Source organism: Streptomyces sp. NPDC028298 (genome assembly GCF_055565895.1).
Map to the genome: position 1 here is coordinate 683,110 of NZ_JBVHTL010000001.1, position 26,753 is coordinate 709,862.

24 protein-coding genes and 1 pseudogene are annotated in these 26,753 nt (G+C 72.5%); 16 read left to right on the forward strand and 9 right to left on the reverse strand.

Annotated elements, in window-relative coordinates; all coding sequences use genetic code 11:
* The first annotated feature begins 9 nt into the window (after positions 1–9).
* The 6 genes from ACZ4TO_RS03105 to ACZ4TO_RS03130 all read left to right on the forward strand — a co-directional run bounded on the left by ACZ4TO_RS03105 (position 10) and on the right by ACZ4TO_RS03130 (position 6,003).
* Positions 10–1,302 carry an ABC transporter substrate-binding protein gene (locus ACZ4TO_RS03105; protein ID WP_468023248.1) on the forward strand — a complete coding sequence of 431 codons (1,293 nt, stop codon included), beginning with the start codon at positions 10–12 and terminating at the stop codon, positions 1,300–1,302.
* Between the two features lie 66 nt (positions 1,303–1,368).
* The gene (locus ACZ4TO_RS03110; protein WP_451074992.1) at positions 1,369–2,331 is read left to right on the forward strand and encodes a carbohydrate ABC transporter permease; all 963 of its coding nucleotides are present in this window, start codon (positions 1,369–1,371) and stop codon (positions 2,329–2,331) included.
* On the forward strand, positions 2,328–3,158 hold the full coding sequence (locus ACZ4TO_RS03115; RefSeq protein ID WP_385038527.1) for a carbohydrate ABC transporter permease: 831 nt from the start codon (positions 2,328–2,330) through the stop codon (positions 3,156–3,158). Before ACZ4TO_RS03110 ends, ACZ4TO_RS03115 begins: the two co-directional genes overlap by 4 nt.
* 6 nt (positions 3,159–3,164) lie before the next feature.
* Positions 3,165–4,151, forward strand: coding sequence for a carbohydrate kinase family protein (locus tag ACZ4TO_RS03120; protein WP_468023249.1), 987 nt, complete (start codon positions 3,165–3,167; stop codon positions 4,149–4,151).
* The gene (gene melA / locus ACZ4TO_RS03125) at positions 4,148–5,467 is read left to right on the forward strand and encodes an alpha-galactosidase (protein WP_468023250.1); all 1,320 of its coding nucleotides are present in this window, start codon (positions 4,148–4,150) and stop codon (positions 5,465–5,467) included. Before ACZ4TO_RS03120 ends, melA begins: the two co-directional genes overlap by 4 nt.
* Before the next feature lie 116 nt (positions 5,468–5,583).
* Complete coding sequence (locus ACZ4TO_RS03130) at positions 5,584–6,003, forward strand: DUF7144 family membrane protein (protein WP_468023251.1); 420 nt, start codon at positions 5,584–5,586, stop codon at positions 6,001–6,003.
* 145 nt (positions 6,004–6,148) lie between these two features.
* Here ACZ4TO_RS03130 and ACZ4TO_RS03135 read toward each other — a convergent pair whose 3' ends face one another.
* The gene (locus ACZ4TO_RS03135; protein ID WP_468023252.1) at positions 6,149–8,812 is read right to left on the reverse strand and encodes a winged helix-turn-helix domain-containing protein; all 2,664 of its coding nucleotides are present in this window, start codon (positions 8,810–8,812) and stop codon (positions 6,149–6,151) included.
* Between the two features lie 313 nt (positions 8,813–9,125).
* Here ACZ4TO_RS03135 and ACZ4TO_RS03140 point away from each other — a divergent pair, with 313 nt between their 5' ends.
* The 4 genes from ACZ4TO_RS03140 to ACZ4TO_RS03155 all read left to right on the forward strand — a co-directional run bounded on the left by ACZ4TO_RS03140 (position 9,126) and on the right by ACZ4TO_RS03155 (position 14,086).
* Complete coding sequence (locus ACZ4TO_RS03140) at positions 9,126–10,751, forward strand: MFS transporter (protein WP_385038537.1); 1,626 nt, start codon at positions 9,126–9,128, stop codon at positions 10,749–10,751.
* A gap of 136 nt (positions 10,752–10,887) precedes the next feature.
* Entirely contained in the window at positions 10,888–11,085 is a 198-nt protein-coding gene (locus ACZ4TO_RS03145; RefSeq protein WP_151467062.1) for a hypothetical protein, read from the forward strand.
* A gap of 296 nt (positions 11,086–11,381) precedes the next feature.
* Positions 11,382–12,044 carry an HdeD family acid-resistance protein gene (locus tag ACZ4TO_RS03150; protein ID WP_385038541.1) on the forward strand — a complete coding sequence of 221 codons (663 nt, stop codon included), beginning with the start codon at positions 11,382–11,384 and terminating at the stop codon, positions 12,042–12,044.
* A gap of 206 nt (positions 12,045–12,250) precedes the next feature.
* A complete protein-coding gene (locus ACZ4TO_RS03155; protein ID WP_468023253.1) occupies positions 12,251–14,086 on the forward strand; it encodes an ArnT family glycosyltransferase in 1,836 nt (611 codons plus the stop codon).
* A 70-nt stretch (positions 14,087–14,156) separates the two neighbouring features.
* Here the strand turns inward: ACZ4TO_RS03155 and ACZ4TO_RS03160 are convergent, their stop codons facing one another.
* The 3 genes from ACZ4TO_RS03160 to ACZ4TO_RS03170 all read right to left on the reverse strand — a co-directional run bounded on the left by ACZ4TO_RS03160 (position 14,157) and on the right by ACZ4TO_RS03170 (position 16,069).
* Positions 14,157–14,888, reverse strand: a complete 732-nt coding sequence (locus ACZ4TO_RS03160) for a ferritin-like domain-containing protein (protein WP_468023254.1) — start codon at positions 14,886–14,888, stop codon at positions 14,157–14,159.
* A gap of 103 nt (positions 14,889–14,991) precedes the next feature.
* Complete coding sequence (locus ACZ4TO_RS03165) at positions 14,992–15,486, reverse strand: flavoprotein (protein WP_468023775.1); 495 nt, start codon at positions 15,484–15,486, stop codon at positions 14,992–14,994.
* 124 nt (positions 15,487–15,610) lie between these two features.
* The gene (locus ACZ4TO_RS03170) at positions 15,611–16,069 is read right to left on the reverse strand and encodes a nuclear transport factor 2 family protein (RefSeq protein WP_382779673.1); all 459 of its coding nucleotides are present in this window, start codon (positions 16,067–16,069) and stop codon (positions 15,611–15,613) included.
* Positions 16,070–16,170: 101 nt separating this feature from the next.
* On the opposite strand from ACZ4TO_RS03170, the gene ACZ4TO_RS03175 reads away from it, so the two are divergent.
* Positions 16,171–16,776: a TetR/AcrR family transcriptional regulator gene (locus tag ACZ4TO_RS03175; protein WP_468023255.1), complete on the forward strand. Its 606-nt coding sequence runs from the start codon at positions 16,171–16,173 to the stop codon at positions 16,774–16,776.
* Positions 16,777–16,791: 15 nt separating this feature from the next.
* Here ACZ4TO_RS03175 and ACZ4TO_RS03180 read toward each other — a convergent pair whose 3' ends face one another.
* Both ACZ4TO_RS03180 and ACZ4TO_RS03185 read right to left on the reverse strand, forming a co-directional pair.
* Positions 16,792–17,004, reverse strand: coding sequence for a ferredoxin (locus ACZ4TO_RS03180; RefSeq protein ID WP_382779669.1), 213 nt, complete (start codon positions 17,002–17,004; stop codon positions 16,792–16,794).
* An 8-nt stretch (positions 17,005–17,012) separates the two neighbouring features.
* Entirely contained in the window at positions 17,013–18,215 is a 1,203-nt protein-coding gene (locus tag ACZ4TO_RS03185) for a cytochrome P450 (protein WP_468023256.1), read from the reverse strand.
* Between the two features lie 561 nt (positions 18,216–18,776).
* Between ACZ4TO_RS03185 and ACZ4TO_RS03190 the strand changes: the two genes are divergently transcribed.
* A complete protein-coding gene (locus ACZ4TO_RS03190) occupies positions 18,777–19,409 on the forward strand; it encodes a LysE family transporter (protein WP_382779663.1) in 633 nt (210 codons plus the stop codon).
* 217 nt (positions 19,410–19,626) lie between these two features.
* Complete coding sequence (locus ACZ4TO_RS03195) at positions 19,627–20,070, forward strand: nitroreductase family deazaflavin-dependent oxidoreductase (RefSeq protein ID WP_382779660.1); 444 nt, start codon at positions 19,627–19,629, stop codon at positions 20,068–20,070.
* 67 nt (positions 20,071–20,137) lie between these two features.
* On the opposite strand, the gene ACZ4TO_RS03200 is transcribed toward ACZ4TO_RS03195, so the two are convergent.
* Positions 20,138–21,319 (reverse strand): cation diffusion facilitator family transporter, encoded by a 1,182-nt coding sequence (locus ACZ4TO_RS03200; RefSeq protein ID WP_468023257.1) that lies wholly within the window; start codon positions 21,317–21,319, stop codon positions 20,138–20,140.
* 296 nt (positions 21,320–21,615) lie between these two features.
* On the opposite strand from ACZ4TO_RS03200, the gene ACZ4TO_RS03205 reads away from it, so the two are divergent.
* Complete coding sequence (locus ACZ4TO_RS03205; RefSeq protein WP_329303130.1) at positions 21,616–21,921, forward strand: DUF4235 domain-containing protein; 306 nt, start codon at positions 21,616–21,618, stop codon at positions 21,919–21,921.
* Between the two features lie 31 nt (positions 21,922–21,952).
* Here the strand turns inward: ACZ4TO_RS03205 and ACZ4TO_RS03210 are convergent.
* Positions 21,953–22,413, reverse strand: a pseudogene (locus ACZ4TO_RS03210) (pyridoxamine 5'-phosphate oxidase family protein).
* Between the two features lie 90 nt (positions 22,414–22,503).
* Entirely contained in the window at positions 22,504–23,268 is a 765-nt protein-coding gene (locus ACZ4TO_RS03215) for a TetR/AcrR family transcriptional regulator (RefSeq protein WP_468023258.1), read from the reverse strand.
* A gap of 235 nt (positions 23,269–23,503) precedes the next feature.
* Between ACZ4TO_RS03215 and ACZ4TO_RS03220 the strand changes: the two genes are divergently transcribed.
* Together ACZ4TO_RS03220 and ACZ4TO_RS03225 are read left to right on the forward strand one after the other, a co-directional pair.
* Complete coding sequence (locus ACZ4TO_RS03220) at positions 23,504–24,997, forward strand: APC family permease (protein WP_385038564.1); 1,494 nt, start codon at positions 23,504–23,506, stop codon at positions 24,995–24,997.
* A gap of 35 nt (positions 24,998–25,032) precedes the next feature.
* Positions 25,033–26,664 (forward strand): amidohydrolase, encoded by a 1,632-nt coding sequence (locus tag ACZ4TO_RS03225; protein WP_468023259.1) that lies wholly within the window; start codon positions 25,033–25,035, stop codon positions 26,662–26,664.
* The last annotated feature ends 89 nt before the right edge of the window (positions 26,665–26,753 follow it).

Here is a 26,753-nt window from a genome sequence, read left to right on the forward strand (position 1 = left end):
GAGGCCGGGATGACACACGGGATCGCGCGGCGCCGGCTGATACTGGGAGCGGCCGCCGCCGGAGCGCTGGCGGGCTGCGGAAACCCCTCGGACGGCGTCGGCGCCGACGGCAGGGTGACCGTCGAGCTGTGGCACGGCCAGAGCGACACGGCCAGGAAGGCCCTGGAAGCGCTGGTGGACGAGTTCAACCGCACCCATCCCCGCATCCGCGTGGACAGTTCGGGCGGCGGGGTGGTGGCCGACGCCATGCTCCAGAAGGTGACGGCCGCGCTCGCCGCCGGCTCGTACCCCGACATCGCGTACATCTTCGGCTCGGACCTGGCGAGCGTCGCCCGCAGCCCCCGTGTCGTCGACCTGACGTCCGCGCTGCACGAGGGCGACCCGCCCTGGAACTCCTTCTGGGCGCCGGTACGGGACGCGGTGACCGTCAACGGCAAGGTGCGCGCGGCCCCGGCCGTGCTCGACTCGCTGGCCGTCGTCTACAACAAGAAGCTGTTCCGGCAGGCCGGCGTCCCCTTCCCGAAGGCGGGCTGGAGCTGGGACGACTTCACCGAGACCGCGCGCCGGCTCACCGATCCCGGGCACGGGGTGTTCGGCACGGGCTGGCCCGGCACCGGCGACGAGGACACCGTCTGGCGGCTGTGGCCGATGATCTGGGACCTGGGCGGCGAGGTGGTCGCCGACGACGGCAAGCGGATCGGCTTCGCCGAGCAGGGCACCCAGGCCCTCACGACGGTCGCCCGGCTGGCCCACGACAAGAGCGTGTACGTCGATCCCAAGCCCGGCAGCGAGCAGATGTACCAGGTGTTCCTGAGCGGCCGGATGGCGATGGTGGCGACCGGGCCCTGGCAGCTTCCGGACATCATCACCGCGAAGGTCGACTACGACGTCGTGCCGCTCCCGACCTACAGCGGCCGGCCGGTCACCATCTCCGGCCCCGACACCTGGACCGTGTTCGACAACGGTTCCGCCCGTTCCCGCGCGGCCGTCGAGTTCGTCCGCTGGATGAACCGGCCCGCCCAGGACGCGCGCTGGGACATCGCGGCGGGCAGCCTCCCGCTCGGCTCGGCCACCGCCGGGCGTCCGGAGTGGCGCGAGCACGCCGGGACGACCACCGGACTCGGCGTGTTCACCGACACGCTGACCTCCGCCCGGGTCCGGCCCGTGCACGCGGCCTACCCGCAGATCTCCCAGGCGCTCGGCGCGGCGATCGTCTCGGTCCTCCTCGGCAAGGACTCCCCCGCCCACGCTCTCCGCCGGTGCGCCGACACGGCCGACGCGGCCCTTCTCATCCCCAGGTGACCTCGGTTCGTCCCCGGTGACCCGACTCCAGACGTTCCCAGCCGACTCCGGCTGAAGGAGGCCGTCATGTCCACCCTTCCCCGCGCCCTCACCGTCGTACCCGGCCCCGCGGTGACCCCGGCCGCCGCACGCCGGGCCGCCCGCCGCCGCGGCCGCCGCGAGACGGCCACCGCCTGGGCCTTCATCAGCCCGGCGGTCGTCGTGATCCTCGGTCTGAGCATCGTGCCCGTCGTGTGGTCGCTGCTGCTCTCCTTCCGCGCCGACGACCTGGTCACCCCGGGCCGCTGGGTCGGCCTCGACAACTACCGCGCCCTGGCCCAGGACCCCGCCTTCCGTACGGCCGTGGGCAACACGCTGCTGTACGCCGCCCTGTACGTGCCGCTCAGCCTGCTCGGCGGGCTGGTGCTGGCCCTGGCACTGAACCGGCGTATCCGGTTCATCGGCCTCTACCGCACGCTCGTCTTCGTCCCGTTCGTGGTCTCGGCGACCGCGCAGGGCGTGCTCTTCTCGTTCATCCTCGACCCCGAGTTCGGTGCCGCGAACTCCCTGCTGCACAAGCTCGGTCTGTCTCCGCAGGGCTTTCTCACCGACCCGGACCAGGCGATCTATCTGCTGGTGCTGATCTCGCTGTGGAGCGGGGTCGGCTTCTGTGTCGTCGTCTATCTGGCCGCGCTCCAGGACGTGCCGCCCGAACTCGTGGAGGCGGCGCGGATCGACGGGGCGGGCCGCGGACGGGTGCTGCGCCACATCGTCCTGCCGACCCTCACCCCGGTCACCGTGTTCCTGCTGCTGTGGCAGCTCATCACGGCCCTCCAGGTCTTCGACCTGATCTACGTGACGACGAAGGGCGGCCCCCTGGGCTCGACCGGCGTGGTCGTCTACTTCGTCTGGCAGCAGGCGTTCCAGACGTTCACGGCGGGCTACGGGGCCGCGGCGGCGTACGTCCTCGCGGTCGCCCTGCTGCTGGCGGGCGGGGTACTGCGTCTCGTACGGCGCCGGCAGGAACGTACCGAAGGAGCGGTCCGATGACGTCACCCCTCACGTCCCGCCGGCCGAGCGGCTGGCATCTGCTGCTGGCGCCGCTGACCCTGTGCTTCGCGCTGCCGCTGGTGTGGCTGGTGCTCAGCTCGGTCATGTCCGACGCGGAGATCAACCGGTTCCCGCCCGCGCTGTGGCCGAAGGGCATCGACCTGGGCGGCTACCGGTACGTGCTCGGCAACGCCATGTTCCCGCGCTGGTTCGCCAATTCACTGATCGTCGCGGTCGCGGCCGTCCTGTCGAACCTGCTGCTCGGGGCGCTCGGCGGCTACGCCTTCGCGCGGATGCGGTTCGCCGGATCGCGGACCCTGCTCACCCTGATGCTCGCGACGATGGTGATCCCCTTCCAGCTCACGATGATCCCGACCTTCCTGGTGATGAAGGAGTTGGGACTCATCGACACGCTCGGCGCGCTGATCGTGCCCTCGCTCGTCACCCCGTTCGCGGTCTTCCTGTTCCGGCAGTTCTTCCTGGGGCTGCCCCGCGAGATGGAGGAGGCGGCCTGGATCGACGGGTGTTCGCGGCTGCGGGTGCTGTTCTCGATCGTGCTGCCGCTGGCCCGGCCCGCGCTGGCCACGGTCGCGGTGCTGACGTTCCTGAGCACCTGGAACGACCTGTCCTGGCCGCTCATCGCGATCAACCACGACACGCGGTACACCCTGCAACTCGGTCTGACGACCTTCCAGGGGCAGCACCACACGCGGTGGTCGGCGGTGATGGCGGGCAACGTGATCACCGTGCTGCCCGTCCTGGTCGCGTTCCTGCTGGCGCAGAAGACCTTTGTCCAGTCGCTCACTTCGAGCGGTCTGAAGGGCTAGGCCACCATGAAATCCTTCGATCTCCTCGTCGTCGGCGACGCCAATCCGGATGTCGTCGTCGGCCCGTTGCGCGGCCCCCTGGAGTTCGGTCAGCGCGAACAGCTCGTCGAGCAGGCGGGGTTGGTGCTCGGCGGCTCCGCGGCGATCATGGCGTGCGGGGCGGCGCGGCTCGGGCTGCGGGTCGCGTTCGCCGGCCGGGTGGGCGACGACCCCGCGGGCGCCTTCGTGCGCGAGGCCCTCGCCGGGCGCGGCGTCGACGTGGCCTTCCTGGTCACCGACCCGGTCCGGCCCACACCCCTCACGACGGTCGTCACGGCCGCGGACGGGGACCGGGCCATCCTCACGGCGCCGGGCTGTCTCACCGCGACCGGCGCCGAGGACGTGCCACCCGAGCTGATCGGGGCCTGTCGGCACGTGCACGCTGCCTCGTTCTTCCTGATGCCCCGTCTGGCGCGTTCCCTGGCACCCCTGTTCGCCCTGGCGCGGACGAGCGGCGCGACGACCTCGCTCGACACCAATGACGATCCGGCCGGACGCTGGGACCCCGAACTCCTGCGTCCCGTCATGGAGTTCACCGACTTCCTGCTGCCCAACGCGGCCGAGGCGTCGGCGATGTCCGGGGTGGCCGAACCCGGCGCGGCCGCGGCCGTCCTGGCCGGCCCGGGGCCGACGGTCGTGGTCAAGGACGGCGCGAACGGCGCCCTCGCCCACACCGGGACCCGGCTCACGCACGCGCCGGCCGTGGCCGTCGACCCCGTGGACACCGTCGGCGCGGGCGACAGCTTCGACGCCGGTTTCGTCGCCGCGACCCTGCGCGGCCTCGACCTGCGCTCCGCGCTCACGGTGGCCGCGGCCTGCGGCTCGCTCTCGACACGGGCGCTCGGCGGCACGGCGGCGCAGCCCACCTGGGACGAGGCCCTCGCCGCGGCCCGCCCGCACCTCCCCGCCCTTCCACCAGCCCTCCGCACCCGCGAGACCAGGAGCACTTCATGAACGACGTCACCGCCCCGAAGATCGCCTTCGTCGGAGCCGGGAGCGTGGTGTTCACCCAGGGGCTGCTGGCCGACCTGTTCACGTTCCCCGAACTCGCGCACGCGCGGATCGCGTTGCACGACATCGACCAGGAGCGGCTCGACACCGCCGAGGGCGCCGCCCGGTACATCGCCGGCGTACGCGGCGCGCGGCCCACGATCACCGCGCATCGCGACCGCCGGGCGGCCCTGGCGGACGCGGACTTCGTCATCAACATCATCCAGGTCGGCATGGACGGCGCGACCCGCACCGACTTCGCCGTGCCCGCCCGCTACGGGCTGCGCCAGACCATCGGCGACACCCTCGGCGTCGGTGGCATCTTCCGGGCCCTGCGCACCTTCCCGGTGCTGCGCGCGCTCGCCTCCGACATGGCCGAACTGTGCCCGGACGCGCTGCTGTTGAACTACACCAACCCCATGGCGATGAACGTGCTCTATCTGAGCCGCATCGCCCCGGAGCTGCGCGTCACCGGCCTGTGCCACTCGGTGTACTGGACGATGCACGACCTCGCCCAGCTCGTCGGCGTCCCGTTCGAGGAGGTCACGTATCTGGCCGCCGGGGTCAACCACCAGGCGTGGGTGCTGCGTTTCGAGCGCGCGGGCCAGGACCTCTACCCGCTCCTGGACGAGACCGTCGCCAAGGATCCGGAGCTGCTGCGCCGGGTCCGCGTGGACATGTACCGGCGCCTGGGCCATTACCCCACCGAGACGAGCGAGCACTCCTCGGAGTACGTGCCGTGGTACCTCCACCACGACAGCGAGATCGAGCGGCTGCGGCTGCCGGTGGGCGCCTATCTGGACATCATCGAGGAGAACGCGGCGAGCTACCGGCGCACCCGCGACGCGCTGGCCTCCGGGGTACCCCTGCCCGTCGAGGGCACGCTGGAGTACGCGCCGCAGATCATCCACAGCACGCTCACGGGCACCCCCCGCACGGTCTACGGCAACGTGCCCAACCGCGGGCTGATCGACAACCTGCCGGCGGACTGTGTCGTCGAAGTGCCCTGCCTGTCGGACGGCTCGGGGGTGCGGCCGACCCGCGTCGGCTCGCTGCCCCCGCAGTGCGCGGCGCTGAACAGCGCGTACGTCTCCGTCACCGATCTGGTGGTGCGTGCCGCCACCGATCACGAGCCGCGCCACATCCGGCACGCCGCGATGGCCGACCCCGCGACGGCCGCGGCCCTGCCCGTCGAGCGCATCTGGGACCTGTGCGACGACCTCGTACGGGCTCACGGTGATCTCCTCCAGCCCGAGCTGAGGGCGCTGCTGGGCCACTGAGCGGAGAGGGATGTCCGTTCACCGTCACCCTTAGGGGGTGAGGCCGGTGGGGCGCGGGTGTCGCAGGCTCGGTGGTGAGTGGCTGCGGTCGCAGCCCGTGCAACGGAGGTCTCGCCATGGCAACCACCCAGCACCACACCCGCTCCAAGGCCACACTGACGGCCGCGAGCGGCCTGATGATCTTCGCCTCGGTGATGCTGTTCGTCTCCGGCGTCCTGGACATCCTGCGGGGCGTCATGGCCATCGCCGAGGACGACGTCTTCGTCACCGGCCAGAACTACGTCTTCAAGTTCGACCTGACGAGCTGGGGCTGGATCCACCTGGCGCTCGGAGCGGTCGCCGTGGTCGTGAGCCTCGGCCTGTTCACGGCGGCCACCTGGGCCCGGGTGATCGGCGTCGGCATCGCCGCGCTGCTGATCATCGCCAACTTCCTCGACATCCCGTACTACCCCGTCTGGTCGCTGACGCTGATCGCTCTGTACGGATTCGTCATCTGGGCGCTCTGCGTGGCACGGCCGGACTCGGACGCGCCTTAACAGGGGACGGCGCAGGAGCCGGACCGGACCGGGACCGACCGGGCCGGCCGGCATCCGGCGCGAGGGTCCGCGGCTCACAGGACGCCCGGGTTCCTGGCTCACAGGACGCGAGGGGTCCGTGGCTCACACGCGAGGCTCCGCGGGCTCACAGGAGGTGCAGGTCGCGGGCCCGTCGTACGGCCTCGCCCCGGCGGGTCGCGGCGAGCTTGCGGTAGACGCTCTTGAGGTGTGTCTTGACCGTGTTGACCGACAGGTGCAGGTCGGCGGCGATCTCGTCCCGCGACATCATCTCCGCCAGCCGCACCAGCACCTCCTGTTCGCGCTCGCTGAGCGGTTCGATCACCGGCTCGATCACCGGTTCCTGACCTGCGCTCGCGGCGGTTCCGGGGCCCCGGGCCGCGGCCGCCTCCGGGAGCCATTCATGGCCCTGGACCAGCACGGGCCGGTGCCGCAGGAAGGTCCGCAGCCAGGGGCCGGCCTCCGAGAACGGCCGTCTCAGACGCTCCGGCCTGGCCGTCCGCAGGGCCCGCGCCGTCAGCCGCTGGGCGGTGGAGTCGTCGCCCAGCGCGTCCGCCGTCTGCGCCCGCGCGAGCAGCACCCGGACGGCGATGGCCGGCCCCTCGTCGACCTCGGAGGAGAGCGCGTCGAGCAGGGCGCGCGCCGCCTCCCGGTCACCGGTGGCGAGCCGGGCACGGGCGGCGGCGGCCGTGGCCTCGGGGCCGGTCGCCCCCGCCTCCACCAGCACGTCCATGGCGGCCAGCGGTTCGCCCAGGGCCAGATGGGCGGTCGACATGCCGAGGGCGGCCCGGTCCGTCACCCACGGCGAGGGTTCGATCCCGCGCGACGGACGCTTCAGTTCGTCCAGGACGCGCAGCGCCTCCTTCGGATGGCCCTTGGCCAGGAGCACCCGGGAGCGCACCAGGGCCAGGCCCGCCGTCGCGACGGGATCGTGCGCGGCCGCGCTGGAGGCGGTCGCCTGGTCCAGATGGGTCTGCGCCGCGGCGAGATCGTCGCGGTCGACGGCGACCGCCGCCAGGACGAGCTGGGCGACGCCGGTGCGGGCGGGGGGCGGCAGGCCCGAGCGCTCCGCCCCGGCGACCGCCGCCCGCGCGTGCGACTCCGCGCGGCCCGGCCGCCCGCACAGCAGGTCGATCAGGGCGAGCCGGCCCAGGGATTCGTGCCGCGGTGACGCGGTGGACGGTCCGTCGTCGACCTGGGTGGCGGCGGACAGCGAGATCCGGGCCGCGTCGAGCCGCCCCGCCCAGAGCTGTGCCGAACCCAGTCCGGTCAGCATCAGGGCGGGCAGCTCCGGATGCCGTTCCAGCAGCTCGGCCGGAAGGGACAGCTCGGCCGCCGTCATGTCCTCGGCCGCCGCCTGCGCCCGGTCGGCCGAGCCGGTCAGCCGGGCCGCGAACACCCGCAGCAGCGCGTGGCTCAGCCGCAGGGCGGCCGTGCCGGCGTCCCCGCCCTCCAGGTGTTCCTCCGCCCGGCGCAGATAGTCCAGACCCCGGTCGACGTCGTGGCGTACGAGTTCGCGGGCGGCGCGCACCAGACACGCGGCCGGCCCGGCCGCGTCCGACGGCATGGCCGCGAACAGTCCGTCGAGGCGTTCGGCGTCGAGTCCCGTCAGCAGTTCGCCCACGGCCAGTTCGTCGACGAACCGGCCGGCCGCGAGCTCCCATTCGCCCGCCCCCGCCGCGTGCGGCAGGGCCTCCGCCAGCAGGCCCGAGTCGCTCAGCCAGCGGGCTGCCCGCCGGTGCAGCTCCGGCTCCAGTCCCGGGAGCCTGACCCGCAGGTGGACCCGCAGGATCTCCGCGAACAGGGGGTGCAGCCGGTACCACGAGTGGCCGATGGCCTCGACGAAGGCGTTGGCGTGCTGGAGCCCGGCCAGGATGGCGTCGGCGTCGTCCCGGCCCGTCAGGGCGTTGGCCAGGTCCGGGTGGATCTGGTCGAGGATGCTCGACCGCAGGAGCAGATCCTGCGTCTCCTCCTCCTGCGCCTCCAGGACCTCGGCCAGCAGGAAGTCGGCGAGAGTGCTCTGGCCGGCCTCGAAGTTCTTGATGAAGGTGTCCGGGTCGTCGACGTGCTGGGCCGCGAGGATGCACAGACGCAGTCCGGCCGCCCAGCCTCCGGTCCACTCCGTCAGCGACCGCGCGCTTTCGTCCGACAGCCGGATGTCGTGACGGTTCAGCAGGGCGGCCGTCTCGCCCGGGACGAACGCCAGGTCGGCGCCCCGGACCTCGGCGACCGCTCCGGCGGCCCGGTAGCGGTGGAGCGGCAACTGCGGCTCCGTACGGCTGACGACGACCAGGCGCAGCCCGCCGCCCGCGTGGCGCAGTACGAACTGGAGCTCGTCGGCGACCTCCGCCGAGGCTCCCACCCGGTCGAACTCGTCGAGCACGAGGATGACGGGCTCCGCGCGTTCGCTCAGCCAGGCGGCCAGCCGGGTGAGCAGCGAGTGGTCCACGTCGCCCGGGCTCGACGGGCGGCCGATGTCGTCGGGGACGGCCGCTCCGTGGCGCCGCAGGGACTCCAGGACGTACGTCCAGAAGATGCCGGGGCCGGTGTCCTCGTGCTCCACGGTCAGCCAGGCCACGTCGTCCGGGCGGTCCGTCGTGGAGATCCAGTGGGCGACCAGGAGCGTCTTCCCGGCGCCCGCGGGCCCGTTGACCAGGGTGAGGGGGCCCCGCACTCCCTCGGTGAGGCGTGCGGTGAGCCGCGGCCTGCGGACGAAGGTCTCGGTCAGGTCCGGGACGGTGAACCGGACGGCGAGCAGCGGGTCACCACCCGGTGTCAGCAGCCCGGCCATGGGGTCCAGCCTCCGCGAAGTCTCGGCAGCGGCGAAGCGTCCGATCCGATGTGGTCCGGGTCCACAGCTCCCTCCCCGGTGTAACCCCCGCACACTGATCGTCACCCGCTGTCCCGAATGTCGCAAGACAGGCTTCGGTCCCCCGCGGCGGGTGAGGCGCGCGGCACCCCGCTTCGGGTGCCATGGGAACGGTCCCCGGATGGCGGGGAGGCGTGACTCCGGGTGCCATGGAGGAGCCGCGGACGCGGAGCCGGACCGGACGCCGCCGACCGGCGCGGCGGTCTCCCGGGCCGAATCGACGAGGTGGTCACCGGTGAAGCACTGGCACGCTCTGGCCGTCCTCGGGACGGCCCAGTTCCTGATGGTCCTGGACACGTCCGTCATGAACGTGTCCATCAGCCAGCTCGTGGAGGACTTCGACACCGAGGTCACCGCCATCCAGGCCGTCATCACGCTCTACGCGCTGGTCATGGCCGCCTTCATGGCCACCGGCGGGCGGCTCGGCGACATCCTGGGACGCCGCCGGCTGTTCCTCGTCGGACTCGTCGTCTACGGCGTCGGGTCGGCCCTGACCGCGGTGGCTCCCACCCTGTGGATGCTGGCGCTCGGCTGGTCGGTGATCGAGGGGCTCGGGGCCGCCCTGGTGCTGCCCGCCATGGCGGCCCTGGTCGCGGAGTCCTACAGCGGGCGGGACCGTGCCGTCGCCTACGGGGTCATCGGCGGGCTCGCCGGCGCGGGCATCGCGGTCGGACCGCTGCTGGGCGGCTGGGTGACGACGTACCTCACCTGGCGGCTGGTCTTCGCGGGCGAGGTCGTGGTCGTCCTGGCGATGCTGTGCTTCCGCCGGGCGATCCCCGAGAAGCCCCGGCCCGCGTCCCGCCCCCGGATGGACGGCGTGGGCGCCTTCCTGTCGGCGGCCGGACTGGGACTCGGCGTACTGGGTGTCCTCCAGAGCGGCACCTGGGGGTGGGTGCAGCCCCGCAACCCGCCCTTCACCGTCCTCGGTTTCGCCCCGACGCTGTTCGTCGTCTCCGCCGGGGTGCTCGTCCTCGCCGTCTTCGCCAAGTGGGAACGCCGCAGGGAGGCTCGGGGCACCGACCCGCTGATCCATCTGTCGCTGCTGCACCGGCTGCCCCTGCGCTCCGGTCTGCTGACGCTGGTGAGCCAGAACCTCATCCTGCTGGGGCTGTTCTTCGCGATCCCGCTGTATCTCCAGGTGGTGCAGGGATTCGACGCGTTCCAGACCGGGCTGCGGCTGCTCCCGGTGTCCGTCACGATGCTGGCGGCCTCCGTCCTGGCGTCCAGGCTGGGGCGGGTGATGGGACCGCGCCGTGTGGTCAGGCTGGCCCTGCTGACGCTGCTCGGAGCCATCATCTGGCTGCTGGCGACCATCCAGCCGGTCATCGACGACGCCCAGTTCGCCGGGGCCATGGCCGTGCTGGGCGTCGGCATGGGGCTGCTCGCCTCCCAGCTCGGCAACGTGGTGCAGTCCAGCGCCGGCGAGGAGGAGCGCAGCGAGGTCGGCGGGCTCCAGTTCACCGCCCAGAACCTGGGCTCCGCGCTCGGTACGGCGCTGATCGGGTCGATCCTCGTCGGCGCCCTGGCGCAGGCCTTCCTCACCCAGGTGGCAGACCATCCGGACCTGTCGCAGGAGGCCCGCGAGAAGACCGGCATCGCGTTGGAGGCGGGCATCAGCTTCGTCCCCACCGACCAGGTGCGCTCGGCGGCCGAACAGGCCGGACTGCCGCCGGCCGAGGTCGACGCCGTCACGGACTCGTACGCGACGGCGCAACTGGGCGGCCTGAAGGCGGCGATCCTCGCGGCCGGGGGCATCACGCTGGCGAGCTTCCTGGTCACCACCCATCTGCCGACCGGACGAACGGGCCGCGGGAAGGATCCCGGCACGGGCAGCCCGACCGCGCCCCTCGAAAAGGCGTGAACGCGCGGGGTCCCGGGGGGGGCGCCCGGCCCAGGTTCACCTCTTGCGGGTGAGGGCGGGCGGCGCGGGGTGCCGGATGATCGTGGGAGAGGGTGCCGACCGCCCGCCCCAGGCCACCCGCCGGGGGGAGCCCCGCATGCAGTACGAGATCCGCGTCGAGGGACATCTGTCGGAGACGCTTTCCGAGGCGTTCCCGGAGATGGACCACGTGCTGATCTCGGGTCAGACCATCCTGTTCGGCCCCGTCGTCGACGAGGCGCACCTGTACGGACTGCTCGCCCGCTGCCGGTCGCTCGGACTGCGGGTCGTGGAGATGCGCCAACTGCCCGGGTGACCGTTGCGCCGATCGGGCCCGCCGACCGTTGCACCGGTCGGACCTGACGACCGGTGTCCGATCGGACCTGACGGCCGCTGTCCGATCGGACCGAACGGCCGCTGCGCCGACCGCCGGGACGACCGCGAGGATCACCCGCCGGGGGTGAGCCGCCGGGGCCCCGCACACGGGAGCGTGGACGACGGGAATCGGACGGCGGGAATCCACCCACCGTCCCGTCGGCGGCCCACGACCGGTCCGCCCGACCGCGTGATCCGCCCGACCGCGTGATCCGCTCGACCGCGTGAGGAGGAACCATGACGGAACCGCATGGTTCGGCACCGCACACCGGGCCGGACCCCGGGCCCGGCCGCCCGGGATCCGCGCCCCCGGGCGACCCCGTGGTGATCCTGGACCGCGTCGGCGCCTCCTGGACCTGGCTCCTCGGCTCGGCCGTCGCGACGCTGATCCCCGGCATCCTGGTCCTGGTCTGGCCGGAGGAGACCCTGCACGTCCTCGCCGTCCTCCTCGGCCTCTACCTGCTGGTCATCGGCGGATTCCGGTTCGTGTCCGTGTTCGGCCACCGGGAGCAGGGCAACCGGTTCGCCACACTGCTGATCGCGGTGCTGTACGTACTGGCCGGCGTCCTGTGTCTGCGCAACCCGATGCAGACCATCGCCGCGCTCTCCCTGATCCTTGGCGTCGTCTGGCTCGTGTCCGGCGTGCTGACCGCGTACACCGCCCTCTCCTCCAGGGACCTGCCGCACCGCGGCTTCGTCCTGTGCGGGGCGGCGATCGGCATCATCGCGGGCATCGTCGTCCTGGCCCTGCCCACCGAGTCGGCGCGGGCCCTGACCCGGCTGCTCGGTCTGTGGATGGTGCTGATCGGCCTGGTCGAACTCGCGATCGCCTTCGCCTGGCGGTCCGCCCTGCGCCGGGCGGTGTCGGTCACGCCGCGCGACCCGGCCTCCCCCTACTGAGGAGGGACACCGACGGAGGAGGCCGAGCATCCCGGCCCCGCGCACATCGCCGCCCGCGACTCCTTGAGTTGTGCGGAACGCCGGGCATACTCGTGACTCCCCCTGCCCGGGCGCCGACCGGAGGATCCGGCCGGCGCCTCGGCGCGTCCCCGAATCCGTGGGCCGCCCGATGAGCAGGCTCGTACGGAGCGGACGTAACAAAGGGCATGCCGACATTCCTGGCCAGCAGGCACGACGAACGCGTGCCGGTGAAGGGCGCGTCCGTGCCGCCGCGCACGCTCCTCGGGCGACTGCGCCACCACAGGCGCGCCGTGTTCGTGGTGGCGGTGGTCCTGCTGCTGGCGCAGATGGCCGTCGCCATGGTCAGTACGGCCGTGGAGCAGACCCCGACGATCGACGAGCCCGTGTACGTGGGCACCGCGACGGTCTACGTCCAGCAGCACGACCTGCGCTACAACCCCGAGCATCCGCCGCTGGGCAAGCTGATCATCGGGACCGGCCTGCTGTTCGCGCACCCGCACCTCGACCCCGCCTTCGAGGGCGACCAGACCGAGCTCGGGCGGCACGTGCTGTACGAGTCCGGCAACGATCCCTGGCGGGTGATGCTGTGGGCGCGGTTGCCGGTGATCGTCCTGACGCTGCTGTGCGGGCTGGTCGTCCTCGCGTTCGCCCGTGAACTCGCGGGCCGTACGGGCGCGCTGGTGGCCCTCGCGCTCTACGCGTTCTCGCCCGACGTGATCGCGCACGGCTCGCTGGCCACGCTCGACGTGCCGGCGTCGGCCTTCCTGCTGACGTCGGTGTGGCTGGTGTGGCGGGCCAGGCGCCGGCCGTTCCTGTACCTGCCGCTCTCCGCCGTCGCGCTCGGAGCGGCGGTGGCGACCAAGATGAGCATGCTGCCGGCCGTGCCGGTGGTGCTGCTTCTCGCGGTCGCCTCCGTGTGGCACGCGGGCCGTTCCGGCCACGGCACGGAACCGGAGGTCGACACCCGGGCGCGGAGGGCCCGGCTGCTCGGACTCGGCGCCGCGGCCGCCGCCGGGACGGCCGTGCTGGTGGTCGCCGTGGTGTGGGCGACCTATCTGGCCGTCGATCCCCGGCTGCGCTGGACGGCGCCCTCGGACCTCCCGGCCGTGCACGGACTGCGGGCGCTGCTCGTCGGCCATCTCCCCCTGCCGCGGCCCTACCGGGACGGGATGCGGGTCCAGTTCGGCTTCGAGAACGCGACCTGGCAGGGCTTCCTCTTCGGCCGGCTCTACCGGGGTTCTCTCTGGTACTACCTCCCGGCGGCGCTGCTGGTGAAGACCCCGCTCGGCATGATGGCTCTCTGGACGGCCGGTTCACTCACCCTTCTGGCCGTACGCCGGCTGCGCCCCGCGGCCCCGTACCTCCTGGTCCCCCCGGCGCTGTTGCTGGCCTCGGCGATGACCGGCTCACGCGATCTCGGCGTGCGCTACGCCCTGTTCGTGCCGGTGTTCCTCGCGGTCGCGGCGGGCTGTGTCGCCGTCGCGGGCGGACCCCGCCCGGAGGGAGCGGCGGACCGGCCGAGTCCGACACCGACACCGACACCGACGCCGACGCCGACGCCGACGCCGACGCCGACGGGAACCGTGGCCCGACGGTGGCCGGGCTGGGCGGGGACCGGGACGGCGGCGCTGGTCCTGTTCGTGGCCGTCAGCTCCCTGCTGACGTACCCGTACTACCTGCCGTACTCGAACGAGGCGTTCGGCGGCCCGGAGAAGACCTATCTGCGCCTGCACGACTCGAACGTCGACTGGGGCCAGGACCTCGGCCGCCTCGCCGACCGCCTCAAGGGGCACTACCCCCACGAGAAGGTGTGGCTCGTCTACAAGGGCGCCGGCGTACCGTCCGCCTACGGCATCCACGCGACCGACCCCCGCACGGTCCCCGCAGCCCGCGTCCACGGCCTTCTGGTCGTCTCCGACACCGCGATCGACAAGGCCGACGCCCACCTGAAGACACTGCTGTCGACGAGCAGACGGATCGAGGAGGTCGGCCACTCGATGACCGTCTTCCGACGGGCTTGAGCGGCAGGGCGGCCCGTGAGTGGTCGGTCCCGGTTGTTCCCGGTGGTCCCTGCCACCGGCCTTCTCGCCGTCAGGCTTCGCTCGTCCAGGCGTCGGGGCGGGGCGTCAGCACCGCGGTGAGTACCTCATGGGACGAGGTCATGACGTCGGCCACGAAACGCAGGCGTCCGATTCCGAGCCGGTGCAGGGCCGGGCCGTGGTCGACACAGACCACGAGCGAGACCGCCAGCAGGAGGAGGCGCCACAGGGTCATCACCGGGCGGCGCACCGGGCGGGGCAGCTCGGCCAGGGAGGTGTGCAGTCGCTCGCAGTGGAACGGGACGTGGCGCTGTTCGTCGGACAGGATGCGCGCCGCCACGTCCGTGGTGAGTGCGTCGTCGGTGCCGTCGCGCAGGGCCCGGTAGTAGCGCAGGGCGACCACTTCCGCGATCATCAGCACCAGCAGTTCCATGCGCAGGCCCATGAGGCGCCGCAGTCGTACGAAGGCCGCGTCGCTCCAGTGGCCGGTCAGCGTCGGCATGTCCCCCGCGGCCAGCAGCCGGGCCAGCAGTCGGGCGTGGTTCTGCTCCTCGGCGACGAACAGCCGAACCGCCTGCGCGTAGTCGGCGTCGCCGGCCTGGTCCGCCTTGCCGACGAGGTTGGCGCCGTCACCGTCCTCGCCGACCTGGAAGCGCTGGATGCCGGCCCACACCGCCCGGGGAAGTGTCGCGCCTCGCTCCCAGTCCGGATCGCCCTGGGCACGCCTGAGCTCACGTTCGTCCTCGAACCGCTTGGTCCACTTGGCGAAGCCGGCCGTCCGCACGCGGTCTCCCCTCTCCGGGATTCTGCCACCGTCCAGAGGGACGACGCGGCCGGACACCGAACCGTTCCCCTTCCGGCGCGGGCACCGCCCGCTCCGGGTGAGCTCACGTCTCGGGTGTCAGCAGGTCCAGCACCCGTTCCCAGTGGAAATCCCCCGGCCCGCCGCCCTGTTGGTCCTCGCCTGCGTACGGGTCGCCGAAGCGGACGCCCATGGCGCGGAGGCGTTCGACGGCGGCCCGGTAGGCGGGGTGGGCCGCCAACGCCTCGTTCACGCAGGGCAGTACGGCGATCGGGACGCCGAGTCCGTACGCCTCGCACAGTGTTCCGAGGGCGAGGGTGTCGGATATACCGGCCGCCCACTTGTTGACGGTGTTGAAGGTGGCCGGCGCGACGGCCACCGCGTCCGGTGCGGGGAAGGGGCGCGGGTCGCCCGGGGCGCGCCAGGCGGAGCGGATCGGTCGGCCGGTCCGCGCCTCGACCGCGGCCGCGTCGATGAAGCCGAGGCCCTGGGGCGTGGCGATGACACCGACCTCCCAGCCCCGCTCCCGCGCCGCGTCGATCAACGTGCCGACGCCCTCGGCGACGCCCGCCGCGCACACGACGACGTAGAGGAACGGCTTCTCGCCGGGGCCTGCGGGGGCGGTGCGTTCGCCGGAGGCTGTGCGTTCTCCGGGTTCAGTGGGTTCACTGGGTTCGGTGGGTTCGCTCACCTGCGCACCCTAGCTAGTGAAGCGGGAAGCCCTGTCCGCGTTCGGACTCGGGGCGGGGGCCGAAGATCCGCCGCTCCGCCTCCTCGATCGGCACGTCGTCGATGGAGGCCTCGCGCCTCGTCATCAGACCGTGCTCGTCGAACTCCCACAGTTCATTGCCGTACGAGCGCCACCACCGGCCGTCGGCGCCCCGGGACTCGTACTGGAACCGGACCGCGATGCGGTCGCCCTCGAAGGCCCACAAGTCCTTGCGCAGGGCGTACTCGTGCTCTCGCGACCACTTGGCGGTGAGGAACTCCACGATCGCTGCGCGGCCCGTGACGAAGGTGTCCCGGTTGCGCCAGACCGAGTCCTCGGAATAGGCGAGCGCGACCTTGTGCGGATCACGGGTGTTCCAGGCGTCCTCGGCGGCCTGGACCTTCCGGAGGGCGGTCTCACGGGTGAAGGGCGGCAGGGGCGGACGGTCGGCCATGAGGACTCCTGGGTGCGGGCGAAGGCGATGGAGAACGTACGTTCTCCACCTCTGGCCGCTAAGGTAGAGAACGCTCGTTCTCAGGTCAAGGAGCCCGCCCCATGGACAGCACGACCGCCCGGGATCGGGCCACCCCTTCGGACACCCGGGAACAGGCCCTCGCGCTCGCCCGCGAACAAGCCCTCGACGCCGCCGAGCGGCTGTTCTACGGCAGGGGTATCCAGGCCGTGGGCATGGACGACGTCCGCGGCGCCTCGGGGGTCTCGCTCAAGCGCCTCTACCAGCTCTTCCCTGCGAAGGAACACCTGGTGGAGGCGTACCTGGAGCGGCGCGACGTCCGCTGGCGGGCGCGGCTGGCGGAACACGTCGACAGCCGGCGGGAACCCGATCGGCGCATCCTGGCCGTCTTCGACTGGCTGGGCCTGTGGTTCGCCGAGCCGGACTTCCGCGGCTGCGCGTGGATCAACGCGTACGGCGAACTCGGCGCCGCGTCGGAACGGGTGGCCGCGCAGACCCGTACGCACAAGGCGGCGTTCCGGGCCTATCTGGCCGGGCTGGTGAGCGCGGCGGGGCGGCCCGCCGCGCTCGGTGACCAGCTCTTCCTCCTCGCCGAGGGCGCCATGGTCACGGCGGGTGTCGACGGGAGCGCCGAACCCGCCGCTCAGGCCCGCGCCGCCGCCCAACTCCTGCTGGACGCGGGGAAATAGGGGCCGCCCACGGGGTCAGGCGGTCTCTTCCGTCACCGTGATGGCGCCGACCGGGCAGGCGCGTACCGCCTCCCGCAGCATCGGGTCGCCGCCGCCTTCCGGCCGGTCCGGGAGCAGCGCGCTGAATCCGTCGTCGTCCTGGGTGAAGACGCCCGGGGCGGCGAGGGCGCACTGACCCGCGCCGATGCAGACGTCCTTGTCGATCGCGATGCCGACGCCCGTGCCCATGCCGCCCCTCACCAGGTCACGGGGAGTTCCAGCATCCCCTGGATCGTGTCTCCGGGCTTGAACGCGACGGCGTCGGCGGGAACGGCGAGGCGCAGGCCGGGTAAGCGGTCGAAGAGGGAGCGCAGCGCGATCTCCATCTCGGCGCGCGCGAGGTTCTGGCCGAGGCACTGGTGGATGCCGAATCCGAACGCGACGTGATGCCGGGCGGAGCGGTGCCAGTCGAGGGTGTCGGGCTGGGGGAAGGCCAGTTCGTCGCGGTTGACGACGGAGGTGGAGAAGACCACGCCCTCGCCCGCGCGGATCGTGGCCCCGGCGATCTCGATGTCCTGTGCCGCGACCCGCAGCAGCCCGTCCGCGATGGACAGGAATCGCAGCAACTCCTCCACGGCGGCGGGCATCAGGGTTGGTTCGGCCCGCAGTTCGCCGAGCCGTTCCGGATGGCTCAGCAGGGTGAAGGTACCCAGCGAGATCATGTTCGCCGTCGTCTCGTGCCCGGCGACGAGCAGGATGGTCGCGAGAGAGATCAGCTCCTCGCGGTCCAGCTTTCCCTCGCGGAGCTGATCGCGGATGAGCTCGTCGAGGAGTCCGTCCCCGGGGGCCTTCTCCTTGCGGTCGATCAACGACTGGAAATAGGCGTCCAGTTGGTCGCGGGCGGCCTCGATGTCGGCGGCGGCCGGGCCGCGCAGCAGCCGGCGGGACTGCTCCTCGAAGAAGTCGTGGTCACCGTAGGGCACACCGAGGAGGGCGCAGATCACCATCGACGGCACGGGCAGCGCGAAGTCGTTCACCAGCTCGGCGGGCGGCCCCAGTCGCTCCATGCGGTCGAGGAGCCGGTCGACGGTCTCCTGGATCCGCGGGCGCAGCGCGGCGGTCCTCTTGAGGGTGAAGCTCGGTACCAGCATGCGGCGTTGGACGTGGTGCTCGGGGTCGTCGACACCGAGCAGCGCGATCCGGCGGTTGCGCGCCGCCGCGAACCGCTCGGTGACCGCGGGGAATTCGGGCCGCGCGCGGTCCGTGGACAGCCGCGGGTCGGCGAGGAGTTCACGGGCGACGCCGTGCCCGGTGACCACCCAGACGGCCCGCCCGTCGAACAGGGAGATCCGCGAGAGCGGACGCCCCTCACGCAAGGGCGCGTAGGCGGCGGGCGGATGGTAGGGGCACGTACGGTCCTGCGGAAAGCGGACCAGGGGCGACGGCTCGGTCGCCGCCACCGGAGAGCCAGGGGCCGGCGCGGGAGGCTCGGGGGCCAAGACGGGCGACGCGGTAATTGGCGCGTGAGGCGGCTCGGTCGCCGCGCGCACGGGGTCGGCCGGCGGCCGGGCCACCGGGTTCTCGGATGCCGGACTCCGGGATGCCGGGTCCTCGGACACCGGGGCCGGGAAGGACGGGGATCGGGTCAGGGGGGTTTCTGTCATGAGTGACCTCGCAAGCGACGGTTCCCTCTTGCCGATCTTCATTAGATGCCCCAGGCACCTATGCGGCCACGCGAAGTTCGGCCAGATGAGCCGCCCGCACCATCTGGCCGAAGCACGGTGGGCGCGGTTCCGGTTCCCCCGCCGTTCCCGCCCCGCCGGTTCGCCCGCCTGCCCGGCATTGGCTCGAAGTCCGCCGTACCCCCCTTCCGAAAATGGGTTGCGCGGTGTCGTCGGGCGGACCGAACATCTGCCCATGTCCACGAACGAAGCCTTCCTGCCGCCGACCTCCGCCACCGTCCGTCCGGTGCGGGTCCAGCAGCAGCCCGGCCGACCCCGGAGGCCCGAGCTTCCCCGGTCGTGACCGCCGCGCTCGTCGCGGGGCTTCTCGCGGGCTACGGCATCGCCATGCCCGTCGGAGCGGTCGCGACCTACCTCGTCTCCCTCACCGCTCGTACATCCCTGCGGATCGGCGCCTCGGCGGCACTCGGCGTCGCGACGGCCGACGGGCTGTACGCCCTGGTCGCCGCCCTCGGGGGCACGGCGCTCGCCGCGGCGCTCCAGCCGGTGATGCTCCCGCTCAGCCGGGCCTCCGCGCTGGTCCTCGCCGTGCTGGCGGTCCACGGCGCGATCGGCGCGGTCCGCCGCTACCGCGGACGCCTGCTCCCCGAGCGGACCGGGCAGGATCCCCCGCGGCCCGTCCGCGCCTACGCGGCCCTGCTGGGCATCACCCTGCTCAACCCCACCACTGTCGTCTACTTCGCGGCGCTGGTGCTGGGCAGCCGGACGGCCGAGGCGGTACGCCCGCTGGAGCAGGGGGTGTTCGTGCTCGCCGCGTTCGCCGCGTCCGCGAGCTGGCAGCTCCTGATCGCCGGGGGCGGCGCCCTGCTGGGCCGGACCCTGACGAGTCACCGGGGACGTCTCGTGACAGGGATCGCGTCGAGCGGCGTGATCATGCTGCTTGCGGTACGCGTCCTGGTGGCCTCGTCGTGAAGTCCCGGGTCGCCGCGCCCGGCGCGGGCCCCCTCGCGAACCGTCGCCGGGCCCGGCGCGGGCCCCCTCGCGAGCCCTCGTACACCCCGTACACCCCACGGGTGGATCGGACCGGCGCGGGGAGCGACGCGGGCCGCGGTGCGGAAGATTCGCGTCCGCGCTGGTGTTGAATCGTGCCGAGACACGACCAGTCCGACGCGACGATGGGACGGAAGTCATGCCACTTGAGGGCGAGTACGAGCCCAGCCCCACGCAGTGGGTCCGGGACCAGGTGGAGTTGTACGAGAGTTCCGGTGGCACCAAGGGAACGACCCTGATGGACACCGGACTGCCCGTCATCATCCTCACCACACGCGGCGCGAAGAGCGGCAAGATCCGCAAGACCCCGCTGATGCGCGTCGAGCACGACGGCCGGTACGCCGTGGTCGCCTCGCTCGGCGGCGCTCCCAAGCACCCCGTCTGGTACCACAACGTCGTCTCCGACCCCCACGTCGAGCTCCAGGACGGGCCCGAGCGCAAGGAGTTCAGGGCCCGGGAGATCACCGGCGCGGAGAAGGACCAGTGGTGGGAGCGCGCGGTCGCCGCGTATCCCCCGTACGCCGACTACCAGAAGAAGACCGACCGGGTGATCCCCGTCTTCGTGCTGGAGCCGGTCGGCTGACCACGGCCCGCCACGGACGGCCGCGGAGCCGGTGTGCATGAACCGCGGCACGCCGGGCACCCGGATGTCAGGCCCCGCCGCGCTCCCCCGTCGCGGCGGGGCTTCCTGCTGTCCTGGGGCTGCCCGACGCGGTGGCGTCTTCCGTGCGCGCGGGGTCTCCCGCGGCCGCCCTCGTCGCACGGCCCCCGTCGTCCGCCCCGCCCTCGCCGCGCCTGGCCGACCGGGCGGCCGCGGCGTCGGTCACGTCGAGGAAGATCTGGTCGGCCGCGGGGAAGGTGTGGGCGACCGAGCGCTTGATACGGAGGGCGACCTCCTCGACCCTCTCGCTGTCGAGCCCGGGGACCAGGTCGATCCGCGCGGCCACCAGGGTCGAGTCGAGCCCGAGCTCCATGGTCAGCAGCGCCTCGACACTGTCGATCTCGGGCTGCGCCTTCAGCAGTTCGCGGATCCTGCCGCTCTGCTCCGCGTCGACCGCCCGGCCGATGAGCTGCTCGCGGGCGTCGCTGCCGAGCCAGAAGGCGATGCACACGAGCAGCAGTCCGATGGCGAAGGAGGCGCAGGCCTCCCACACGACCTGGCCCGTGATCATGTGCAGCACCATGCCGATGATCGCGAGGCTCACACCCAGGACCGCGGTGCCGTCCTCGGCGACGACCGTCCGCAGGGCCGGGTCGCGCATGCCGTCGCCGCCCTTGCCGCGGATCTGGAAGAGGGCGCGCAGAAGCGAGGCGCCTTCCGCCAGCAGGGCCACGCCGAGCACCGCGAGCCCGGTGATGTAGCCGCCGAAGGATTCGTCGGCGCCGTTGCGGAGCGCCTCGAAGCCCTGGAAGAAGGAGAAGCAGCCGCCCATGACGAAGATGCCGACGGCCGCGAGCAGTGACCAGAAGAACCGTTCCTTGCCGTAGCCGAACGGATGCCGGCTGTCGGCGGGCCGGCGGCTGCGGCGCAGCGCCGCCAGCAGGAACACCTCGTTCAGGCTGTCCGCCACGGAGTGCGCGGCCTCGGAGAGGAGCGCGGGGGATCCCGAGATCAGGCCGCCGACCGCCTTGGCCACGGCGATCACCAGGTTGGCGACCAGCGCCACGATCACGGTGACCTTGGTCCTGGCGTCCGAACCGCCCGAGTCGTCCGAACCGCCTGAGCCGGCCGAGTCGCCTGAGCCGTCCGAACCGGCCGAGGCGTCAGAGGCATCAGAGGCATTTGTGGCGTCCGTGGTGTCCGTGGTGTCCGTGGTGTCCGAACCTCCCACGCCGTCCGCGCCGCCCTCCGTCCGCCGCCGCCCACTCGGCTGTTCCGGCCGTTCCTGCCGTTCCTGCTGCTCCGGCCGCTCCGGCCGCTCCTGCTGCCGCGTCGATGGGGCGCGATCCGTCGGTTGCGTCGTCTCTTCACCACTCACAACGGCCGGTTTCCCTCGGGTCCCCACCTCACACCGGGCAGGCCGGGACAATCGGACCGATGGGTACGAGGGCGGCACGGAGGGCACTCGTACCCGGTGGGAGTGGCCCGCACGGGTCCGCGGGCCCGCAAACGGAGAAGGAGTGCCTGGTGTCCAAGAAGCCGAAGAAGCTCAAACTGCCCCTGGCGTACAAGCCGATCGGCTTCGTCCTGAGCTGGGCCGGCGGCGCTGTCGCCGGACTCGCCTTCCAGAAGGCCTGGATGGCGATACGCCACGAGGAGGACGCTCCCGACGCCCTGGACAAGGACCGCGGCTGGGGCGAGGTCCTGCTGGCGGCCGCGCTCCAGGGCGCGATCTTCGCGGTCGTCCGCAGCGCGGTGGACCGCTCGGGCGCGAAGGCCATCGAACGGTCCACGGGCGTCTGGCCCTCCCCCACCAAGTCGGGCCGCGACTGACCGGCCGCCGCGCGCCGCGAGCCCGGCGGACTCAGTCGGCCGGCAGCCACGCGCCGTCGCGCATGAGGTCGCGGCCGGAGAGTTCGTCGGCCTCGCGCCAGGCCTGCACCCGTACGGGAGTGACGCTGAAGTACAGGTAGTGGGTGTCGAGTCCGCGCGGGTCGAAGCCGGTCCTGGCGGCGAACGCGTCACCGGCGCCCTCCGGCAGTTCACCGGCCTCCATGGTGCGGACCGTGCCGTCGATCATCACCACGTCGCGTGTCGGCCCGAGGCCCAGGCGCACGGTGGCCGTCGCCCGCAGGTTGCGGCCCGTGGGACTGGCGGCCGGGGTGGCCAGCAGGACGGTCGTCCCGTCCCAGGATACGACAGCGGCACCAGATAGGGCGTTCCTCCGGCGCCGTCGGCGGTGGACACCCAGACGTCGACGTCGGTCTCCAGCCGGTCGAGCGTGTCCTGCTTGCGCTGCTTGCGGGTGCGGACGGGCGGGTTCATCTGCGGACGGCCTCCTGGTCGACGGCGTACGGACGGCGCACCTGCGCCGGGGCGGGCAGGGCCCCTACAGGGATGACGGTGGAACGGGCCTCAGTGTGACGAGCGGGGCCGGTCCGGGGCGGGTCCCGGCGCGAGATCGCCGCCGGAGAGTTCCGCGAGCCGGGCCGCGGCGGCGCTCAGCAGCAGGTCGAGCGCCGTCGGATACGAGCTGTGCCGCATGTCGAGCACGAGGTGGCGGGCCGTCGCCGCGATGTTCGGGTGACTGTCGGCGGGCAGCCGGGCGTACGTAGCCCGCCACACGCCGGCCTCGGCGTCGCGGGCGGCGGGAGGCAGGGCGACGCTCGCGGCGTCCAGGGCCGCGAACGCGAGGGCCTGGTCGACGAAGGCGTGGTAGATCCGTACGGCCTCGGGATCCGGGAATCCGGCGCCGCGGAGCACCCCGAGGATCCGTTCCACCGCCTGGATCTCGTGGACGCGGCCGGTCACCCGGTAGGAGCTCAGCACGGCGGCCTGCGGATGGGCGAGGGACCCCGTGTGCATGCGCAGGCCGAGGTCCCTGAGGTCGGCTCGCCAGTCCCCCGTGGGGCGCCAGGCGCGCAGCGTACGGCCGATGAGCTCGTCGGCGATGGCGAGCAGCAGATCGTCGGTGTCGCGGAAGTACCGGTACAGGGCGCTGGGGTCGGCGCCGAGGGCGAGGCCGAGGCGCCGGACGGTGAGGGCGTCGGCGCCGTGCTCCTTGAGCAGCCGCAGTGCGGTCTCGACGATCAGCTCCTCGGAGAGCACGACGCCCGTCTTGGTGGGGCGTCTGCGCCGCCGGGCGGCGGGCGGGACGACGCGGTCGTTCGTGGACGTCATGGTGGCTCCCTCCGGTGCGGATCACGGTCTCTCCGGTGCGGTGCACGGTCTTTCCGGTGCGGTGCACGGTCTCTCCGGTGCGGTGTGCCCTCTCCGGTGCGGTGCGCTCTCTCCGGTGCGGTCCTCCTCCGGTGCGGGCACCTTATGTCAACGCCGTTGACCTGTTAAGGCCCCGGGCAGTTTCATTTCCGCTCATCGGGCCGGAATCAGGCCCCGGGTGCGATCGGAGCAGGCCATGACGCAGAAGCCGTACGGTGTGGATCCCCCGTCCTTGCGCAAGACCCTCGGTGTGCTGGACGGTGTCGCCATCGCCGCCTCCAGCACGGCGGCGACCACCAGCATCGGGATCGGGCTCGGGGTGACGGCGGGGGTGGTCGGGCTGCATCTGCCCGCGATCATGCTGCTGGCCTTCCTGCCGATCCTCGGGATCGCGGGCGCCTTCTCCCGGCTGAACAAGGTCGAGCCGAACGCGGGCAACGGCTATGTGTGGGTGGGCCGTTCGCTCAGTCCCTGGCTGGGGTTCCTGGTCGGCTGGGTGAGCATCGTGGCCACCGTGGCGTTCCTCGCGTACACCACGGCGGTGACCGGTTCGGCGATGATCCAGCTCGCCGGCCAGGCGGGCCTCCACCAGGTGGCGGGGCTCGCGCTCGATCCGGGCTCGACCGCCCAGACCACGGCCGTGGGCGTCCTCGTCCTCGTCGCCGTCACGTTCACCGCGGTGACCGGTGTCAGGACCGCGGCGCGGCTCCAGGCCGGACTGCTGGTCTTCGAGTACGTCGTCCTGCTGGGCTTCTGCGGGTACGGCATCGTGACCGGTCCGCACCCCTTCAGCCTGAGCTGGTTCGACCCGTTCCAGATCCCCTCGGCGACGGCGCTGGCGCAGGGCCTGCTGCTGTCGGTGTTCTGTTACTGGGGGTTCGAGGCGGCGTTCACCGTGAACGAGGAGGTGCGTGATCCGCGGGACGCCTCGCGGGCCGGCACCATCACGCTGGTGACCATGCTGGGGCTGTTCCTGCTCGGCTCGGTGGCCTTCCAGCGGGTGCTGTCCGAGAACGAGCTGGCCGGGCACGGCGCCGAGGGACTGGCCTTCCTCGGGAACCGGCTCGCCGATCAGCCGCTCGCTGCGCTGCCCCTGGTGGCGCTGATGTTCTCGGCGGTCGCCTCGCTCCAGGCCGGGGTGATCCCGACGGCGCGCGGGATGTTCGCGATGAGCCGGGACCGTACGCTCGGGCCCGTGTGGTCCAAGGTCAGCGCCCGGTACGGCACTCCGGCGATGGGCACGCTCCTCATCGGCGCGATGGCCGTGGTCGTCGCCACGCTCTCCCTGGTGATCCCCCGGCTCGCCGACATGATCATGGCGACGGTCAACGCCGTCGGGATCGTCGTGGCGCTGTCGTACGCGCTCATCGCCCTCGCGGCGGCCGCCCGGTTCCGCGGGCTGCTGCGCGAGAACCTGCGGGACGGGATACGCGCGGTCGTCCTGCCCGCCCTGAGCGCCGTGGCGCTGCTCGGCCTCGGCGGCTATCTCGCCTGGTCCTTCTACGACTCGGCCGACCATTTCGAGGTCAGCGCGGACAACGGCTGGTTCCTGCTGCTCACCCCGACCCTCATGATCGTCTCGGGCTTCGTGGCCGGCGCGTGGGCCAAGTGGGGCCGCAAGTCCGCCTACTTCACCACCGGACGGGGCACCGACGCCGACGCGCCCCAGCTCCTGGCCACCCCCAACTGAGCGCTTCCGGCGATCCGAACCAAGGAAACGGAACCATGCACGCTGACCTTCTCTTCACCGGCGGCCCGGTGTTCACCCCCGAGGGCCGCACCGCGACCGCGGTGGCCGTCACCGGCGACCGGATCACCGCGGTCGGGAACGCCGAGGTCCTCGACCTGGCGGGACCGGGCACCGAGGTCGTGGACCTGGCCGGGCGGCTGCTGCTGCCCGGGTTCCAGGACGCGCACGTCCACCCGCTCCCGGCGGGCCTGGAACTCTCCCGGTGCGATCTCACCGGTGCGAGGACCGCCGAGGCCACCGTGGCCGCCGTCCGCGCGTACGCCGAGGCCCACCCCGAGCGGGAGTGGATCACGGGCGGCGGCTGGTCCATGGAGGCGTTCGCGGGCGGCACGCCCACGAAGGAGCTCCTGGACGCGGTCGTACCGGACCGGCCGGTGTACCTGCCGAACCGGGACCACCACGGCGCCTGGGTCAACAGCCGCGCCCTCGAACTCGCCGGCGTCACCCGGGACACCCCCGACCCCGCCGACGGGCGCTTCGAACGGGACGCGTCGGGCGAGCCCACGGGCATGCTCCAGGAAGGGGCCATGCAGGCGGTCGGCCGGCTCGCTCCCCCGGCCACCCCGGCCGACCGGCTGGCGGCGCTGCTGCACGCCCAGCGGCATCTGCACGCGCTGGGCATCACCGCCTGGCAGGACGCGATCGTCGGCACCTTCGTCGGCATGGACGATCCGTCGGAGGCGTACATGACGGCGGCCCGCGACGGTTCGCTGACCGCTCGTGTGGTCGGCGCGCTGTGGTGGGACCGGGCGCGCGGTGCCGAGCAGATCCCCGAACTCGTCGAGCGGCGGGCGGCGTTGCGGCACGGCAGGTTCCGGGCCACCAGCGTGAAGATGATGCTGGACGGGGTCGCGGAGAACGGCACCGCCGCGCTCCTCGACCCCTACCTCGACAAGTGCGGCTGCGCCACGGCGAACCGGGGCAAGAGCTTCATCGACCCGGAGCATCTGCCCGCATACGTCACCGAGTTGGACGCGCTCGGCTTCCAGTGCCACTTCCACGCGCTGGGCGACGGCGCCGTGCGCCACGCCCTGGACGCGGTGGAGGCGGCGCGGAAGGCGAACGGGCCGAGCGACACCCGGCCGCACCTGGCGCATCTCCAGGTCGTGCACCCCGACGACGTCCCCCGCTTCGCCGCGCTGGGCGCCACGGCGAACATCCAGCCGTTGTGGGCCGCTCACGAACCGCAGATGGACGAGCTGACCATTCCCTTCCTCGGGCCCGAACGGGCCTCCTGGCAGTACCCGTTCGGATCGCTGCTGCGCTCCGGCGCCAGGCTGGCGGCCGGCAGCGACTGGCCGGTCAGCAGCCCCGACCCGCTCCAGGGCATCCATGTCGCGGTCAACCGGGTCAGCCCGGACGAGCCGGGGCCGGTGTTCCTGCCGGCCGAACGCCTCGACCTGACCGCCGCGTTGACGGCGTACACCGCGGGAACGGCGTACGCGAACCACCTCGACGACACCGGCACCCTGCGGCCGGGCGCCCTCGCGGACCTCGTCGTCCTGGACCGCGACCCCTTCGCGGGCCCCCCGGAGGCGATCAAGGAGACCGGCGTCGCGCTCACCTACGTCGGAGGAGAGCGCGTCTACGCGGCCCCGGACGCCTGAGCCACCCGATGGCCGTCACTTCTTGGACAGTCGTCCAGCTATAGTGGACACCTGTCCAAGAAGTGGCGAGCCTGATCGGAGCCTGTCGA